Below are 16,674 nucleotides of genomic sequence, written 5' to 3'. Positions count from 1 at the left end.
GTCCAAAGGATGTTGAGGCCCTGTCCGGTGCGTCAGTCTCGAGAGGAAACCGATGCCAGCCCGTACCCAGCTCGCCCGCGTCGATCTGCGCGGTCGAACCACCACAACGGCCGAACTTCGTGCCGCGCTACCGCGTGGCGGAGTGGACGTGGACTCGGTACTGCATCAGGTTCGTCCCGTCGTCGAGGCGATTCGCGACCGCGGTGTCGAGGCCGCCAACGAGTTCAGCGAGAAGTTCGACGGCATCGCCCCGACGACGGTCCGGGTATCGGCTGACGAGTTGCAGCGCGCTCTCGACGAGCTCGATCCCGCGATTCGCGCGGCACTCGAGGTTGCGATCGAGCGCACGCGCCTGGTCCACGCCGACCAGAGGCGGACCGACAAGACGACCCAGGTGGTCCCCGGGGGCACCGTCACCGAACGCTGGATTCCCGTTGCCCGGGTCGGCCTTTACGTGCCTGGCGGCAACGCCGTCTATCCGTCGAGTGTCGTGATGAACGTGGTCCCGGCCCAGACCGCGGGGGTCGACTCCCTCGTTGTCGCCTCGCCGCCGCAGGCGCAGTTCGGCGGTCTGCCGCACCCGACGATCCTGGCGGCAGCTCAGCTTCTTGGTGTCGACGAGGTGTGGGCGGTCGGTGGCGCACAGGCGGTCGCGCTACTCACCTACGGCGGAACCGATACCGACTCTGCCGAACTCGAGCCCGTCGACCTCATCACCGGGCCAGGCAACATCTACGTGACCGCAGCCAAGCGACTGTGCCGCGGCCTGGTCGGTATCGACGCCGAGGCAGGCCCGACCGAGATCGCGATCTTGGCCGACGCAACCGCCGACCCGATTCACGTCGCGGCCGACCTCATCAGCCAGGCCGAGCACGACGTCCTCGCCGCAAGCGTGCTCGTCACCGACAGTGTCGAACTCGCCGATGCCGTCGACGACGCTCTCACAGCCCAACTCGAAGTCACCCAGCACCAGGAGCGCGTGGCAACAGCCCTGTCCGGCAAGCAATCCGGCACAGTTCTCGTCCCGAACATCGACGAAGGCCTACGAGTCGTCAATGCCTACGCCGCCGAGCACCTCGAGATTCAGACCGCCGACGCCTCGGCCGTTGCGGCGCGAGTGACAAGTGCCGGAGCGGTTTTCGTCGGGCCCTGGTCGCCCGTCAGCCTCGGCGACTACTGCGCAGGCTCCAATCACGTGCTGCCGACGGCAGGTTGCGCGCGGCACTCGTCCGGATTGAGCGTGCAGACTTTTCTCCGCGGTATTCACGTCGTCGACTATTCGGAGGCCGCACTCGACGAGGTCGCGGGTCACGTCGTGACGCTCGCGAACGCGGAAGATCTTCCAGCGCACGGTGAAGCGGTTCGGCTGCGGTTCGAGAGCCTGGCCGGCGGGCCGCGACAGGATCAGCGGTGAGCACGGCACCGGGCTCCGGCATCAACCTCGACCAACTTCCGATTCGCGAAAGTCTGCGTGGCAAAACGCCTTACGGTGCACCTCAATTGACAGTGCCGGTGCAGTTGAACACCAACGAGAACCCGCACCCGCCGACGCAGGCGCTGATCGACGATGTCGCGGAATCGGTTCGTGCAGCGGCTGCCGAACTGCACCGCTACCCGGACCGTGACGCTGTCGCGTTGCGTACCGACCTCGCGGCATACCTGCGGACCCAAACCGGTGTTGACGTGCAGACGGCCAACGTGTGGGCGGCCAACGGCTCCAACGAAATTCTGCTGCAACTGCTGCAGGCCTTCGGCGGACCGGGACGCAGTGCTCTCGGTTTCGTCCCGTCGTACTCGATGCACCCGATCATTTCGACCGGCATCAACACCGAATGGATCGAAGCCAAACGCAACGGCGACTTCTCACTCGATATCGACTACGCGGTACTGGCGATAACCGAACGCCGACCTGACGTCGTGTTCGTGACGAGTCCGAACAACCCGACCGGACACAGCATTCCGCTCGAAGACATCGAGGCGATCCTCGCCGCCGCACCGGGAATCGTCGTCTTGGACGAGGCCTACGGTGAATTCTCGGCAGGGCCGAGTGCGGTGACGTTGATCGACAGGTATCCGACGAAACTCGTCGTATCTCGAACGATGAGTAAGGCTTTCGCGTTTGCCGGCGGGCGACTCGGCTACCTGGTCGCAGCTCCCGCCGTCATCGACGCAATGTTGCTGGTTCGCCTGCCGTATCACCTGTCGGTAGTCACGCAGGCGGCTGCTCGTGCCGCCCTCCGCCACGCGGACGAGACCCTCGGCAGCGTGGCAGAGCTTGCGGCACAACGTGATCGGGTGATGGCGAGGTTGGCCGAGCTCGGCTTCGACGTCGTCCCCAGCGATGCCAACTTCGTCCTCTACGGTCGCTTCGCCGACGCACCGCGAGCGTGGCAGCACTATCTCGACGAGGGCGTGTTGATCCGTGACGTCGGTATCGAAGGATATTTGCGTGCGACCATTGGCCTGGCAGCGGAGAATGACGAACTGTTGCGGGTCAGCGAGAAACTGGTTGCTACGGAAATTGCAAAAGAAGGTGGAGCGAGCTGATGTCACGTAAAGCGCGAGTCGAACGTACGACGAGGGAGTCGTCGATCGTCGTCGAGCTCGACCTCGACGGCACGGGCGTCGTCGATATTTCCACCGGCGTGCCGTTCTACGACCACATGCTCACCGCGCTCGGCACCCACGCCAGTTTCGACCTGACAGTGCACGCAGAGGGCGACACCGAGATCGAATCGCACCACACGGTCGAGGACACCGCGATCGTCTTCGGCCAGGCACTCGGCCAAGCGCTAGGCGACAAGGCAGGTATCCGCCGTTTCGGTGACTCCTACATCCCGATGGACGAGACGCTCGTTCATGCCGCAGTCGATGTCTCCGGTAGGCCGTACTGCATGCACACCGGCGAACCCGACCACCTGCTGCACGCGATCATTCCGGGCGACCCCGCGAAAGGTGGCGCGCCCTACTCGACGGTGATCAACCGCCACGTGTTCGAGTCGATCGCACTCAATGCCCGCATAGCACTGCATGTTCGGGTGCTCTACGGCCGCGATCAGCACCACATCACCGAGGCCGAATACAAAGCGGTGGCTCGCGCACTGCGTGCGGCCGTCGAACCTGATCCACGGGTCAGCGGAGTGCCGTCCACCAAGGGCACCTTGTGATGCACTAGTGACCCGCGAACGACGGGAGCCGTCGCTGCTTTCCATTCGAGGATTGCCGACGATTCTGGTTATCGGTGCGGCGGTGTTCGGCGGTTGGGCGATGTTGCTTCCCGTTGTGCCGCTTGCGTTGTCGCTGTCCGGTGAGTCGGACGCGATCGCAGGGGCGAGCACGGCGGTGTTCATGGCCGCCACGGTCGCAGTGCAGTTGGCAACACCGAAACTCCTGCGAGCGTGGGGCTATCGCCGTGTCCTCGCCACGGGCGCCGCCTTGCTCGGCTTGCCCGCCCTTGCGCTGCTTCTGTCGACCGACGCGATTCCGGTGCTCGCGATATCCGCAGTCCGAGGTATCGGGTTCGGGCTCATCACCGTTGCCGGCGCCGCCTTCGTTGCCGAGATCACGCCCGAACATCAACTCGGACGGGCAAGTGCTGCAATCGGTATCTCCTCCGCAGGTGGTCAGGTCGTCGGTCTGCCTGCAGGGTTGGCGCTTGTCGACCTCACCTCGACTGCTCCGGTTTTCGTCATCGGTGCGTTCATCCCGACGATTGCCATGGCAGCGGTCGCACTGTTGCCGGACGTGTATCCCAAGTCGAGCGACGACGGTGCACGTCGGGTGCGAATTCCGTTCACGGCTCTTGTCGGCCCACTGCTCGCGATGATCGTGCTTGCGGCGGCCCTGGGTGGCGTCACCAGCCTTGTGCCGATTGCGACGCATGACGTCGCGATCGTTGCGACCATCGCGCTGGCGGCGACGAGCGCATGTCAGGTTGCGGGTCGGTACGCGGCCGGAGCTCTGTCGGACCGATTCGGTCCAGGACGACTGCTCTCACCATCGCTCGCTGTTGCCGCAACGGGGCTGGTGCTGCTCGCGTTCGCGCTGCACAGCGACGTATGGGCACTTGGAGTGATCGCGGGCGGGGCACTGCTCGGCCTCGGCTTCGGTGCCTGCCAGAACGACAGTCTCGTCGTCATCTTCGCCGCTGCCGGTCCCTATCGGCGGGGCTCGGCCAGCGCCGCGTGGAACATCGCCTACGACGGCGGTACCGGCATCGGTGCGCTCTCACTCGGGGTGCTCGCGACAGTGCAGGGTTACTCGTTGGCGTTCGTAGTCGCCGCCGTGGCGGCCGCGATCGCAGTGCCCTTTACGCTTAAGACATGACGAAGTCGGTTGCGCTGCTCGATTACGGTTCCGGCAACCTGCATTCCGCCCAGCGTGCACTTGCGCGGGTCGGCGCACAGGTCGAGGTGACGTCCGATTTCGATACCGCCCTCGCGGCAGACGGGCTTGTCGTTCCCGGCGTCGGCGCCTATGCCGCGTGCATGGCTGGACTGCTAGAGGTCAGGGGAGAACGCATCATCGGTCGGCGGCTCGCAGGCGGTCGACCCGTGCTCGGCATCTGCGTCGGGATGCAGATCCTGTTCGCCAGAGGCGTCGAGTTCGGGGTCGAGACCGAGGGGTGTGGCGAATGGCCAGGCACCGTTGGCCGGCTTCCAGCGCCGGTGCTGCCGCACATGGGCTGGAACACGGTTGCTGCGCCACCACAGAGTGTGCTTTTCGCAGGCCTCGACGACGCAACTCGGTTCTACTTCGTGCACTCCTACGCAGCTCAGACCTGGGATCTGCCGGACTCGGATCTGCTCGCGCCGCCGAAACTGACCTGGGCCGAACACGGTGGACCCTTCCTCGCCGCCGTCGAGAACGGTCCGCTGTCAGCTACCCAGTTTCACCCCGAGAAGTCGGGCGACGCAGGTGCGGTCCTACTCCAGAACTGGGTGAACAGCCTGTGACACAGGGCCGCTCACGACCAGACCTGTCCTACGCCAAGCTGGTGATCTTCTCGATCGGGGCTGCGACGCTGGTCCTGGTCGTCACTGCGGTACTTGTCGTCTCGATTCCGGCACCACCCGGCGTTCTGCTCGCGATAGCGATCATCGGAGTGTTCGCCGCGGTCGCAGCACTCGGCTTCGTTGCGACACGCATCACGAACCGTGCGTTCGGTGATTCCGATGATCCCGAGCACTCCGACCCGCATCCGACGCAGTAGGGTTTACGCACGTGAGCCTGGTTCTTTTGCCTGCCGTCGATGTTGCGAACGGTGAGGCCGTACGACTTGTCCAAGGTGCTGCCGGTAGCGAGACCAGCTACGGTTCGCCTCGTGATGCCGCGTTGGCGTGGCAGAACGACGGCGCCGAGTGGGTCCATCTGGTCGACTTGGACGCCGCCTTCGGTCGCGGCTCCAACCGTGAGCTGCTTGCCGAGGTCGTAGGCGAACTCGACGTGAAGGTCGAGCTGTCCGGCGGCATCCGCGACGACGAGTCCCTGGAAGCCGCGTTGGCGACCGGCTGCGCGCGAGTGAATCTCGGTACGGCCGCACTCGAAAATCCCGAATGGTGTGCTCGTTCGATCGCCAAGCACGGCGACCGGATCGCAGTCGGCCTCGACGTCCGGCTGATCGACGGCCGCTACCAGTTGCGTGGCCGTGGCTGGGTCACCGACGGCGGCGACCTGTGGGAGGTGCTCGAGCGCCTCGACCGCGACGGCTGCTCGCGTTACGTCGTCACCGACGTCGGCCGCGACGGCATGCTCAACGGCCCGAATCTCGATCTGCTGCGTGAGGTCTGCGCTGCGACCGGCGCCCCCGTTATCGCGTCCGGTGGCGTGTCGTCCATCGCCGACCTCGAAGCGATCGCGACGTTGGTCGACGACGGCGTCGAGGGTTCGATCGTCGGAAAAGCCTTGTACGCCGGACGATTCACGCTTGTGGACGCTCTCGCTGCGGTGTCGAAGTAGCCGGAACCAGATGACTCTGCCAGCTGACCCCGTCGAACTGCTCGCTGTCGCAAGCGAACTGCTGGATGCGGCGTCCGAGCGGTTCATCGCAGGCGTCGGCGCTCCCAGCGCGGTTCAGAAGGGGCCCAACGACTTCGCGACCGCGGTCGACCTCGAACTCGAACGTCGGCTTTCCACAGAGTTGTTCGACCGCACCGGAATCGAAGTTCACGGCGAAGAATTCGGCGGTCCGGAACTGGCGTCGGGTACGTCGTGGGTACTCGACCCGATCGACGGGACGTTCAACTACTCCGCCGGACTTCCGTTGTGCGGCATGCTCCTTGCACTTGTGCACGAGGGTCAGCCGGTGCTGGGCCTGACCTGGCTGCCCCTGCTGGGCGAGCGCTACACAGCAGGACCCGAAGGTCCGCTGTATCGCAATGCCGAGCCGGTCCCTGCCCTGAAAAGAGCATCGCTGTCGTCGTCGATGATCGGTTTCGGTGCGTTCAACGTCGACAGCCGGGGTGTCATCCGTGGTGACTACCGACATCTGTTGCTCGGCGCTTTGAGCTCTCAGTCGTCGCGTCTGCGCATGCATGGTTCCACCGGTGTCGACCTCGCCTATGCAGCCGCTGGTGTTCTCGGCGGTGCCGTCGTCTTCGGTCACCATCCGTGGGACAACGCGGCAGGCGTCGCTCAGGTCCGTGCCGCAGGAGGCGTCGTCACCGATCTTGCCGGTGCACCGTGGACGATCGGGTCGCGGTCGGTTCTCGCCGCCGCGCCGGGCGTGCACGAGGAACTGTTGGGAATTATCGGGTCTGTGGGCGCGGATGAGGGGATCGGACTGTGACACTCGCTGTGCGCGTCATTCCGTGCTTGGACGTCGATGCCGGACGTGTTGTGAAGGGCGTCAACTTCGAGAACCTTCGCGATGCCGGCGATCCGGTGGAGCTTGCCGCCGCGTACGACGCGCAGGGTGCGGACGAGCTGACGTTTCTCGATGTCACAGCGTCGACGTCGGATCGCGGCACCATGATCGACGTCGTCACCCGCACGGCAGAGCAGGTGTTCATCCCGTTGACCGTCGGCGGTGGTGTGCGCAGTGTTGCCGACGTCGACCGGCTGCTGCGGGCCGGCGCCGACAAGGTATCGGTGAACACCGCTGCCATCGCTCGTCCCGAACTGCTTCGCGAACTCAGTGAACGTTTCGGATCGCAGTGCATCGTCCTTTCGGTGGATGCGCGGACGGTTCCGGACGGCGAACCCGACACACCGTCCGGTTGGGAAGTCACGACCCACGGCGGAAAACGGGGAACAGGTATCGACGCCGTCGAGTGGGCGGTGCGTGGCGCCGAACTCGGAGTCGGGGAAATCCTGCTCAACTCGATGGATGCCGACGGAACGAAAGCAGGCTTCGACCTGCCGATGATTCGTGCGGTCCGAGCTGCAGTCTTCGTCCCCGTTATCGCAAGCGGCGGAGCCGGTGCGATCGAACATTTCGCTCCCGCGGTCGAGGCCGGGGCCGACGCGGTGCTGGCTGCGAGCGTTTTCCACTTCGGTGACCTGCGAATTTCCGAGGTCAAGGACGTCATGCGTGCGGAGGGCATCGTCGTCCGCTGATCGGCTCACCGGTATAACTGGGGTATGAGTCTTGATCCGTCCATCTCGTCGCGACTGAAGCGCAACGACGCCGGCCTGTTTTCGGCAGTCGCGCAGGAGCGCAGCACCGGCGACGTACTGATGGTCGCGTGGATGGACGACGAAGCGCTTGCCCGGACGTTGGAAACCCGCAAGGGGACCTACTATTCGCGTTCCCGCCAGCAGTACTGGGTCAAGGGCGAGACGTCCGGTCACACGCAGTACGTGCACGAAGTGCGGCTCGACTGCGACGGCGACACCGTGCTGCTCGTCGTCGACCAGATCGGCGCCGCGTGCCACACCGGCACCCACACCTGCTTCGATGCCGACGTGCTGCTCGCGTCCGACGCATAGAGGTATGCGGCAGGATGGCCGCATGCCTTTGATTCAGATCAGCCAGACGCCCGGATTGACTGCCGACCAGAAGCGAGCAGCAATCGCCGCGGTCACCGCCGCCTATGCCGAGGCGACGGGCAAAAATCCCGACGCGGTGTGGGTCACCATGACCGACATTCCGCGTGAAGCCTGGGGTGTCGGAGGGAAACCTCTCGGCTGACCCTCGGTGAACACCGCACTGGCTGTAGATTGCGCCACGTGAGCACGTTTGGAAACTCCGTGGGCTTTACACTGCCGCCCGAGTTCGAGCTTTCCTATGCGGCTGAGCCGGTCATCGACCTCTATTCGTTCGGTCCGTGGCGTATTCCCGCCGGATTGCTCGACGAGATGCACAGTCGGGCAGCGCGTTTGGTCGAAGATCCGCGGGTCAGCGAGTGGACGGTCGATTCGCAGCGGGGGTTTCGCGAGCCGCACAACGGTATTGCCACCACGCTCGACGGAATGCTCGGATTTCTGCTCGGCTCATGTGCTGTGCGTTCGGGCTATTGGGGTGAGATGGTCTTCGCGGTCACCGATCCGTTTCGGAGTTCCGAACTGACGCCGTCGCGTCCGCGATGGAACTTCGTTCGTGGTCAGGACGGTCGTTGGCGTCCGCCGGGTTGGGCTCTGATGGAAACTGCAGGCACCGATCGGGATCGCCGCGCTACCGCATTGGTGATGCTGCGCGAATGTGTCGACGTATTCGCCGGTTTCGAGCCGATCGAAGCCCGCAGGGCGGCACTCGCCAAGCTGATCGACGACCGTGCGGCCGACGAGGCCGAACACGAATGGGATCTCACGGCACCGATCGAAGAATTCGCCGACAGGTGGGGTGATTTCGCGGACAGCAAGATCGTCGACGTTCTGCCCGAGTTGAGTGGTCCTGTCGGATATCTGACGTGGGCTGCCGACGGGTTCGTCGCCATCCATCGGACGTTGGCCGGCGCGGTCGGTGGTGACAAGGTCGCGACCGCGATCGCGCGTCTACTGCTCGCCGCCGGGGTCAAGTTCGCGCCGAGTGCATTGGTTGCGTCGCTCGGCATCGATCTGCTGACCGCGGTCGAAGCGCAAATGCAGGAACTGGCAGGCGATTTCGACACCAACGAATGGAAGGACGCGACCGTTCGCTGGTTGGTCCGTGCTGCGATCGACGGTCACCTCGCGCATTGCCGGACCTGGTTGGACATGGCCCGCAGGCTCGACGGCGCGTCGTACGGGGTTCCCAACCGTGCGCAAACCCGATACGGGAACCAGTCGTCGTCGGTGCCGGTGCACGACTTCGAAGAAAGCCTGCGCTCGATGGTGACGCGGCGTCGCGTCATCAATTCGATCGCCAAGGCGCACGCGATCGGCGATGGGGACGCCCTGCTGATCGGCGACGAACCCGAGCCGCACGAGGTTGCGGCGTTGTCGATCGTCGGCCAGCCCGAGCTGAAGGCTGCGATCATCGGTGCGGCCGAAAGTGGCGGTGCCGCAATACGATTGCTCATCGCTGGACCGGCGGGAACCGGCAAGGGCGTCGCTGTCGACATGGTCGCCGACGCATTTCGTGGAGTCGGCGCTGTCGAGCCGACCCGCTGGCTGCCCGCTGCGATGTTTGCGGACCGAAGCGTCGGATCCTCGATCGAATTGCTGCGCCGTGAAGTCGATGCGTGCGCAGGAAAACGTGTGCTCGTAGTCGACGGCTTGGACGAGTTGCTGACTTCGTCCGAGGTGGACAACAGCGTCGGCCGCGAATTGTTGCGGTTGCTCGACGAGCACAAGGGCCTCGACGTCATCGCCTTGTGCAGCGAGAACGGGCATCGTGCCGTCTACGACGCGAACCCTGCGCTTGCTCGCGAGTTTCGAACCGCAGTGACCTACGACCTGGACGAGCCTACGTTCGCAGACTTGTTCCGGCGCAAAGTCGTTCGGCTGGGTGGCACCGTCGACGACGAGACCGTCGCGGCCGCGGGAACCAGGTTGGCCGGCATCCGGCCCTTCCGCAATTTGCGCAACGGCCACCTGGTCTCGGCCTTCGCCAACGATGCCGTCACCGCGGCTCGGGCACGGACCGACAACACCGCGGCGACCGTCACCGCCGACGACCTCCCAACCGAGGTCGCAGGCGCGGCGAGCGAGATCGGTGATCCGATGGGGGAGTTGGACGCCCTGGTCGGGCTCGACTCGATCAAGGAAGAGGTGCGGCTGTTGCGGGCCGAAGCGGCCGCCTTCGAATTGCGTCGTGAAGCCGGGATCGTGGTCCGGCCACCCACGCGCCACCTCGCCTTTCTCGGCAACCCCGGTACCGGCAAGACGACGGTCGCCCGGTTGCTGGCGCGGATCTACAGTTCGGTCGGGATGTTGTCGTCCGGGCATCTGGTCGAGGTCTCGCGCGCGGATCTGATCGGTCGCTACATCGGTCAGACCGCCCCGATGGTTCGTGCGGCTGTCGAACGCGCGCTCGGCGGTGTGCTTTTCATCGACGAGGCCTACGCGCTGACACCCCCGGACAGCTATCGAGACTTCGGGCACGAAGCTGTCGCGACACTGGTGAAGCTGATGGAGGATCACCGCAACGACCTCATGGTGATCGTCGCGGGGTACGGCGACGAGATGGCGAGGTTCCTCGCGTCCAACCCCGGACTCGAGTCACGGTTCGCTCGGCAACTGGAGTTTCCGGATTATTCGAATGTCGAACTCGTGACGATCTTCGAGGCGATGATCGTCGAATCCGGTCTTGTCCTTGCGGACGGCGTCGTCGAGCGCGTCGCGGGAATCGTCGGACGGATGAAGCGTGGCAACGGTTTCGGCAACGCCCGCGCGATGCGGCACCTGATCGATTCGATCCTCGGTCAGCAGGCGATCAGGCTGACGAGCTCGAATATGAAACCCGACGTCGACGAGCTGAGGCTCGTTCGCGTCGAAGACGTTCGCGATTCCGCGCCGGAGCGTGACGAGCCGTCGACAGGTTTGTATTTGTAGCTCTCGCTGCGCGGACCGTGGTGTGGCCATACGCTCGATCGATCAAGCGATAGGGGAGCGCAATGTACGACTCGATCAACACCCTCTACAAGGTCAACTCTGCGGCTGTCGTGGTTATCTTGGCCATCGCATTGCTGGCGTTGCTCGCAGGCAGCCGTCGTCGAGGCGGCGGGGCAACCACCCTCGGGATCCTTGGAGTTGCGCTCAGCCTGCCGTCGGCGGTCTATCTGGGACTGCAGCAGCTCGACATCTGGCGGCCCGAATACAACGAAGATCAGCAGTGGCTCAACGCCGGATTGAACTCCGCGAGCGTAGTCGGACTGGCATTCATCCTGCTCGGTTTGATCATCGCGAAGTCACCGGCACCGAGGCAGCAGTTTCAACAGCCGCCTCAGCAGTACCAGCAGCCGCCCCAGCGCCCCTGGTGAGGTCTCGAACGGGCTCTCAGTGTCGCGAATTCGTCGAAATCGCAGCGCTGAGAGCCCGTTCGACGCTTTGTCCACAAGTAGGCGGCTATCCACAGGGCAATCTCCGACCTGGGCTTTAGCCGAGGGTCCCTAGCTGTGTCGTGCGATCGTCTGCAACGTGCAGCCCAATTACATGCCGTTGCGGCGCTCGGAGGCGCTCCGCAACGGGTTGGTCACGCGATACAGCGTCGACCGTGACTATGTCCGCATATTTCCGGACGTCTACATCCGTCGCGAGGCCGAGTGGAACGCCGTCACTCTTGCACATGCTGCGTGGTGTTGGTCGAAGGGGCGAGGGGTTTTGGCGGGGTGGTCGGCGGCGGCATTCTGGGGCGCGAAATGGATCGATACGTCCGCGCCTGCGGTCGTGAACCTTACCGACCATCGAACAACTCCAGCCAACCTCGTGATCTACCGGGACGCCCTAGCTGAGGAGGACGTTGTGGTGCGACGCTCGTGCGCGATCACCTCACCTGTGCGAACCGCCTACGATCTTGGGCGCCGCCTGGACCTCGACTCCGCGGTCGAGGCTGTCGACATGATGTATCAGTGCACGCGGCTGACACGCACCGAACTCGCCGAATACGTCGACGCACGTAGCGGTGATCGCGGTCTGCGGCAGATAGGTAAGGTCGTCGACTTATCGGACGAAGGCGCCGAGTCGACCTGGGAGACCAAGACCCGCTTGGCGATTGTGCGAGAGGGACTGCCGCAGCCGGAAACTCAGCTGGAGATCCATGATGCGAACGGCCGCTTCATCGGACGTGCAGACATGGGCTGGCGGTGCTGGCGAGTGGTCGTCGAATACGAGGGTGATCACCATTTCGACAAGCTCGCCCGCAACAACGACATCGAACGATGGAATGCGCTCGAGGCTGCGGGCTGGCGGGTGATCCGGGTCAAGGCGAAGCAGTTGATGTTCGGGCGCCCGCTGTTGATGCTGCAGATCCGCAGCGTGCTGCGCGAACGGGGAGCTCAGACATAACGAACGGGCCCTCAGTGCTGCGATTTCGGCGAAATCACGGCACTGAGAGCCCGTTCGAGGAGAACTCAGACGTGGGGTTGGTCGATCGTCTGCTGGGCGCGATCGATCTGCTGCATAGCCTTTGCCTTGCGGAGTTGCTTGCCGCGTCGCTTGAACTGCACGACGAGGAAGGCGACCAACACGAACACCAGGACGCCGATGATTGCGCCGACCAAGGTGCCGCCACGGAAACCCGGTGCTTCTGTGTCCAAGCTGCGAGCACCCGAATGTGCGCCGTCGCCGCTGCCGACGACGATGCTCAGTGTCATCAAGTTGGGGATCGCGATGATCAGCGCGATGACCGCGGCGATTGCTGCGACGAATTTGCCGCCGCGCTTCTTCCACGACAACCCGGCGAGGAGGAACAGCAGCAGTGGTGCGACTGTGCAGACCACGCCGAGCAGCAGCCCCAATCCGATTCCGCGCGTGAAGGTTCCGTCGGCGGCCTCGCCGATACGAATGCCCCACCAGCGCGGTATGAATGCCGCGAGGATGAAGTACATGATCACGAGGACGACCGCTGCTATTGCTATGGCGATCGTCCGCTTCAGCCACGTGGGCTTGCCGGTTTTGACTGGAGTCTGTGGATCGGCGTTCTGCGACGTCATAACTCGCAGCCTATCGGCTCTTCAGGAACTCGAGGGCCTGGTCAGCGTGAGTGTTCGCTTTCAATTCGCTCGCGATCACTTTGAGGACGGTGCGATCGGTGTCGATGACGAAGGTCTGGCGCTTGACCGGTGCAAGCTTGCCGAGCAGTCCACGCTTCACACCGAACTCGGCCGCGACGGAACCGCCGACGTCAGCGAGCAGCGGATAGTCGAGGCGCTGGCTCTTCGCAAAACCTGCGAGGGTGTCGACGGAATCGGTGCTGATGCCGACCTGGCTTGCGCCGAGTGCGTCGAATTCGGCTGCGACGTCACGGAAGTGGCAGGCCTCCGCGGTGCAGACGGGAGTGTTGGCTGCCGGGTAGAAGAACAACACAACCGGACCTTTGGCCAGCAGGTCGTCCAGGGAGCGGTTGGCTCCGGTCTGGTCGGGCAGTTCGAATTGGGGAGCGCGCTCGCCTTGCTTCATTGAACAGACAGTACCTGTGGCACGTACACACCTGCGTGACTGAGACAATGGCTCGTATGGCTGGCGAGACCACGACGATTCCACCCGCACCGGCACACGGAACTGCGGGTGACTCGACGACGACGCGCGCTCAGTTCCGACTGCTTGCCGCTGAGCATCGTGTTGTTCCGGTGACGCGCAAGGTGCTCGCCGACTCGGAGACGCCACTGTCGGCGTACCGCAAACTCGCAGCCGACGGACCCGGCACGTTTTTGTTCGAGTCGGCGGAGAACGGCCGGTCCTGGTCACGGTGGTCGTTCATCGGAGCGGGCAGCCCGTCGGCGTTGACCGTCGTCGACGACGAAGCCGCGTGGCTGGGTGCGATTCCGGCGGACGCGCCGTCCGGTGGCAACCCACTCGAAGCGCTGCGGGCGACGCTGGATCTGTTGCAGACCGAACGCCTGCCGGGGCTTCCCCCGCTGACCGGCGGCATGGTCGGGTTCATGGGCTACGACGCGGTTCGTCGGATCGAGAAGCTGCCGACCCATGCGGTCGACGATCTGCAGATTCCCGAGATGGTGATGCTGCTCGCGACCGATCTCGCGGCCTTCGATCACCACGAGGGTGCGATCACTCTGATCGCCAACGCGGTCAATTGGAACGGTACGGACGCCCACGTCGACGAGGCATACGACGACGCGGTCGCACGGCTCGACAAGATGACCGAGGCGCTTGCGACGACCGCACCCTCGACGGTGTCGACGTTCGACCGTCCCAAGCCGGATTTTCGGCGCCAGCGCACAACCGAAGAGTTCGGTGCCGGCGTGCGCAGACTCGTCGAGGAAATCGAAGCGGGTGAGGCGTTCCAGGTGGTGCTCTCGCAGCGCTTCGAGATGGATTACGACGGGACCCCGATCGACCTGTATCGCATGCTTCGGGCGTCGAATCCGAGTCCGTACATGTACCTGCTGCACATTCCGAACGGCAACGGCGGCACGGCGTTCTCGATCGTCGGGTCGAGTCCCGAAGCCCTTGTAACGGTGAAAGACGGTGTCGCGACGACCCATCCGATCGCAGGCACCCGGTGGCGTGGCGAGTCCGAAGAAGACGACATTCTCTTGGAGAAGGGTCTGCTCGCGGACGAGAAGGAGAACGCCGAGCATCTGATGTTGGTCGACCTCGGCCGCAACGATCTGGGGCGGGTGTGCCAGCCGGGCACCGTCAAGGTGAGCGCGTACCGCCACATCGAGCGGTACAGCCACGTGATGCATCTGGTGTCGACGGTGTCGGGTCACCTCGCAAAGGGCAAGCGTGCACTCGATGCAGTTGCCGCGTGCTTCCCGGCGGGAACGCTGTCGGGTGCACCGAAGGTCAGGGCGATGGAACTGATCGACGAGTTGGAACCGACGCGACGCGGCATCTACGGCGGCATCGTGGGTTACCTCGACTTCGCCGGTGACGCGGACACGGCCATCACGATCCGCACAGCGCTCGTGAAAAACGGGAAGGCCTTCGTGCAGGCCGGTGCAGGCGTCGTCGCGGATTCGGTCGCCGAGTACGAGGACACCGAGGCGAAGAACAAAGCGATGGCTGTGCTCGGCGCGATCGCCGCCGCGAAGACCATGCGGACCTACGGCGGTGCCTCGGATTGACCGAGCAGAGTCCGGCGCGCAGGTACCCGTTGGCGGCAGTGGCAGCACTCGCCGTCGCGGCGCTGTGTCTGTGGGCGTCGTCGCGGCTGACCTGGGTGCGGGTCGAGTCGTCCGACGGCCTCGGTGAGGATCGCGTCGACGCGATCCTCGGCGGGACGTGGGCAGCGACGCTGACGCCGTTCGCGCTTGTATTCGTCGCAGCGATCGCAGCTGTTTTCGCCGTCCGCGGATGGGTACTCAAAGTGTTCGCGGTTCTGATCGTCGCGGTCGGTGTCGCCGCAGCCGTGCCTGCCGTTGCGTTGCTTGCGGGTAGCGCAACGAACGACCGTGCTGGACGACTTGCCGAACTGCCCGGGCGAGCAGAGGTCACCGGGGTGCAAACACATCCAGCGGCGGCGTTGCTCGCGTTGCTCGGCGGGGTGGTCTCGGTCGTTGCCGGACTGCTTCTGCTCCGAAGGAATTCGGCACAGCGCGGCCTGTCCGCCAAGTACGACAGGCGTGGCTCGAACGCCGGCGAACTGGCGAAAGTCTCGGTGGCGAAAGCAGCGGAGACAGGCGATGCGGAAACGTCGCAACGGGTGCTGTGGGATGCGCTCGATGCGGGCACCGATCCGACCGCCGACGACGGGGACGACGATGGCACCCGGCGATAACCGCGTAGGGCAAGCCCTCTACGCTAGTCAAGATCCGATCAACGACCGACAACATCGGCCGATTTCCCAGAAAGGATTCGAGCAGCGATGACCGTACTCGACTCGATTCTCGACGGGGTTCGCGCCGATGTCGCCGCCCGCGAGGCTGTTCTCGACTTCGCTCAGATCAAGGCTGCAGCTGCGGCGGCACCCCCAGCACTCGACGCCATCGCCGCGTTGCGTGAGCCTGGAATCGGCGTGATTGCCGAGGTCAAGCGCGCAAGCCCGTCGAAGGGCGCGCTCGCCGAAATCGCCGACCCCGCCGAACTTGCGTTGGCGTATCAGTCCGGCGGCGCTCGCATCATCAGCGTGCTGACCGAGGGCCGCCGCTTCCACGGATCTCTCGACGATCTCGATGCCGTACGTGCCGCAGTTCACATTCCTGTGCTGCGTAAAGACTTCATGGTTGGGCCGTATCAGATCCACGAAGCACGGGCGCACGGCGCCGACGTCATCCTCTTGATCGTTGCCGCACTGGAGCAGGACGCGCTTGCGTCGCTGCTCGATCGGACCGAATCACTCGGTATGACGGCGCTGGTCGAGGTGCACACCGAACAAGAGGCCGATCGCGCTCTCGAAGCCGGTGCCAAGGTGATCGGAGTCAACGCGCGGAACTTGAAGACTCTCGAAATCGACCGCGACAGCTTTGCCAGGATCGCACCCGGACTACCGTCTGAAGTCATCAGGATCGCCGAGTCCGGTGTCCGTGGGACAGCTGACCTGCTCGCCTACGCGGGTGCGGGTGCAGATGCCGTCCTCGTCGGCGAAGGACTTGTACGCAGTGGCGATCCGCGCAGCGCGGTAGCCGATCTGGTGACGGCAGGCACGCATCCGTCGTGCCCCAAGCCGGCCCGCTGAACCTGTCGGTGAGC

19 protein-coding genes are annotated in these 16,674 nt (G+C 64.6%); 17 read left to right on the top strand and 2 right to left on the bottom strand.

What is annotated here, in order from left to right; all coding sequences use genetic code 11:
* The first annotated feature begins 52 nt into the window (after positions 1-52).
* From hisD to JGU71_RS22535, 14 genes are all read left to right on the top strand, one after another.
* Positions 53-1,414, top strand: a complete 1,362-nt coding sequence (gene hisD / locus JGU71_RS22600) for a histidinol dehydrogenase (RefSeq protein ID WP_199706769.1) — start codon at positions 53-55, stop codon at positions 1,412-1,414.
* The gene (locus JGU71_RS22595) at positions 1,411-2,547 is read left to right on the top strand and encodes a histidinol-phosphate transaminase (protein WP_199706768.1); all 1,137 of its coding nucleotides are present in this window, start codon (positions 1,411-1,413) and stop codon (positions 2,545-2,547) included. The genes hisD and JGU71_RS22595 overlap by 4 nt, the downstream gene beginning before the upstream one ends.
* On the top strand, positions 2,544-3,167 hold the full coding sequence (gene hisB / locus JGU71_RS22590; RefSeq protein ID WP_199706930.1) for an imidazoleglycerol-phosphate dehydratase HisB: 624 nt from the start codon (positions 2,544-2,546) through the stop codon (positions 3,165-3,167). Before JGU71_RS22595 ends, hisB begins: the two co-directional genes overlap by 4 nt.
* A gap of 7 nt (positions 3,168-3,174) precedes the next feature.
* Positions 3,175-4,326 carry an MFS transporter gene (locus JGU71_RS22585; RefSeq protein WP_307829778.1) on the top strand — a complete coding sequence of 384 codons (1,152 nt, stop codon included), beginning with the start codon at positions 3,175-3,177 and terminating at the stop codon, positions 4,324-4,326.
* The gene (hisH, locus tag JGU71_RS22580) at positions 4,323-4,955 is read left to right on the top strand and encodes an imidazole glycerol phosphate synthase subunit HisH (protein ID WP_199706767.1); all 633 of its coding nucleotides are present in this window, start codon (positions 4,323-4,325) and stop codon (positions 4,953-4,955) included. Before JGU71_RS22585 ends, hisH begins: the two co-directional genes overlap by 4 nt.
* On the top strand, positions 4,952-5,212 hold the full coding sequence (locus JGU71_RS22575) for a hypothetical protein (RefSeq protein WP_307829777.1): 261 nt from the start codon (positions 4,952-4,954) through the stop codon (positions 5,210-5,212). The genes hisH and JGU71_RS22575 overlap by 4 nt, the downstream gene beginning before the upstream one ends.
* A gap of 11 nt (positions 5,213-5,223) precedes the next feature.
* Positions 5,224-5,958, top strand: a complete 735-nt coding sequence (gene priA, locus JGU71_RS22570) for a bifunctional 1-(5-phosphoribosyl)-5-((5-phosphoribosylamino)methylideneamino)imidazole-4-carboxamide isomerase/phosphoribosylanthranilate isomerase PriA (RefSeq protein ID WP_199706766.1) — start codon at positions 5,224-5,226, stop codon at positions 5,956-5,958.
* Between the two features lie 10 nt (positions 5,959-5,968).
* Entirely contained in the window at positions 5,969-6,787 is an 819-nt protein-coding gene (locus JGU71_RS22565) for an inositol monophosphatase family protein (RefSeq protein ID WP_199706765.1), read from the top strand.
* Positions 6,784-7,557 carry an imidazole glycerol phosphate synthase subunit HisF gene (hisF, locus tag JGU71_RS22560; RefSeq protein ID WP_199706764.1) on the top strand — a complete coding sequence of 258 codons (774 nt, stop codon included), beginning with the start codon at positions 6,784-6,786 and terminating at the stop codon, positions 7,555-7,557. Before JGU71_RS22565 ends, hisF begins: the two co-directional genes overlap by 4 nt.
* A 24-nt stretch (positions 7,558-7,581) precedes the next feature.
* Complete coding sequence (hisI, locus tag JGU71_RS22555; protein ID WP_199706763.1) at positions 7,582-7,929, top strand: phosphoribosyl-AMP cyclohydrolase; 348 nt, start codon at positions 7,582-7,584, stop codon at positions 7,927-7,929.
* A 22-nt stretch (positions 7,930-7,951) separates the two neighbouring features.
* Entirely contained in the window at positions 7,952-8,131 is a 180-nt protein-coding gene (locus tag JGU71_RS22550) for a tautomerase family protein (protein WP_199706762.1), read from the top strand.
* A 59-nt stretch (positions 8,132-8,190) separates the two neighbouring features.
* A complete protein-coding gene (locus tag JGU71_RS30445) occupies positions 8,191-10,914 on the top strand; it encodes an AAA family ATPase (protein WP_199706761.1) in 2,724 nt (907 codons plus the stop codon).
* A gap of 62 nt (positions 10,915-10,976) precedes the next feature.
* Positions 10,977-11,342, top strand: coding sequence for a hypothetical protein (locus JGU71_RS22540; RefSeq protein WP_199706760.1), 366 nt, complete (start codon positions 10,977-10,979; stop codon positions 11,340-11,342).
* A 157-nt stretch (positions 11,343-11,499) separates the two neighbouring features.
* On the top strand, positions 11,500-12,366 hold the full coding sequence (locus JGU71_RS22535) for a DUF559 domain-containing protein (RefSeq protein ID WP_307829775.1): 867 nt from the start codon (positions 11,500-11,502) through the stop codon (positions 12,364-12,366).
* Positions 12,367-12,431: 65 nt separating this feature from the next.
* On the opposite strand, the gene JGU71_RS22530 is transcribed toward JGU71_RS22535, so the two are convergent.
* Together JGU71_RS22530 and JGU71_RS22525 are read right to left on the bottom strand one after the other, a co-directional pair.
* A complete protein-coding gene (locus tag JGU71_RS22530; protein WP_199706759.1) occupies positions 12,432-13,013 on the bottom strand; it encodes a permease in 582 nt (193 codons plus the stop codon).
* A 10-nt stretch (positions 13,014-13,023) separates the two neighbouring features.
* A complete protein-coding gene (locus JGU71_RS22525) occupies positions 13,024-13,479 on the bottom strand; it encodes a peroxiredoxin (protein WP_199706758.1) in 456 nt (151 codons plus the stop codon).
* A gap of 56 nt (positions 13,480-13,535) precedes the next feature.
* On the opposite strand from JGU71_RS22525, the gene JGU71_RS22520 reads away from it, so the two are divergent.
* From JGU71_RS22520 to trpC, 3 genes are all read left to right on the top strand, one after another.
* Complete coding sequence (locus JGU71_RS22520) at positions 13,536-15,110, top strand: anthranilate synthase component I (RefSeq protein ID WP_199706757.1); 1,575 nt, start codon at positions 13,536-13,538, stop codon at positions 15,108-15,110.
* Positions 15,107-15,763, top strand: coding sequence for a TIGR02234 family membrane protein (locus JGU71_RS22515; protein ID WP_199706756.1), 657 nt, complete (start codon positions 15,107-15,109; stop codon positions 15,761-15,763). Before JGU71_RS22520 ends, JGU71_RS22515 begins: the two co-directional genes overlap by 4 nt.
* An 87-nt stretch (positions 15,764-15,850) precedes the next feature.
* Positions 15,851-16,660 carry an indole-3-glycerol phosphate synthase TrpC gene (gene trpC, locus JGU71_RS22510; RefSeq protein WP_199706755.1) on the top strand — a complete coding sequence of 270 codons (810 nt, stop codon included), beginning with the start codon at positions 15,851-15,853 and terminating at the stop codon, positions 16,658-16,660.
* Positions 16,661-16,674: the final 14 nt, after the last annotated feature.

This window comes from Antrihabitans stalagmiti, assembly GCF_016482825.1.
GTDB classification, from domain to species: Bacteria; Actinomycetota; Actinomycetes; order Mycobacteriales; family Mycobacteriaceae; genus Antrihabitans; species Antrihabitans stalagmiti.
This window is presented reverse-complemented; position numbering and strand designations above follow the sequence as displayed.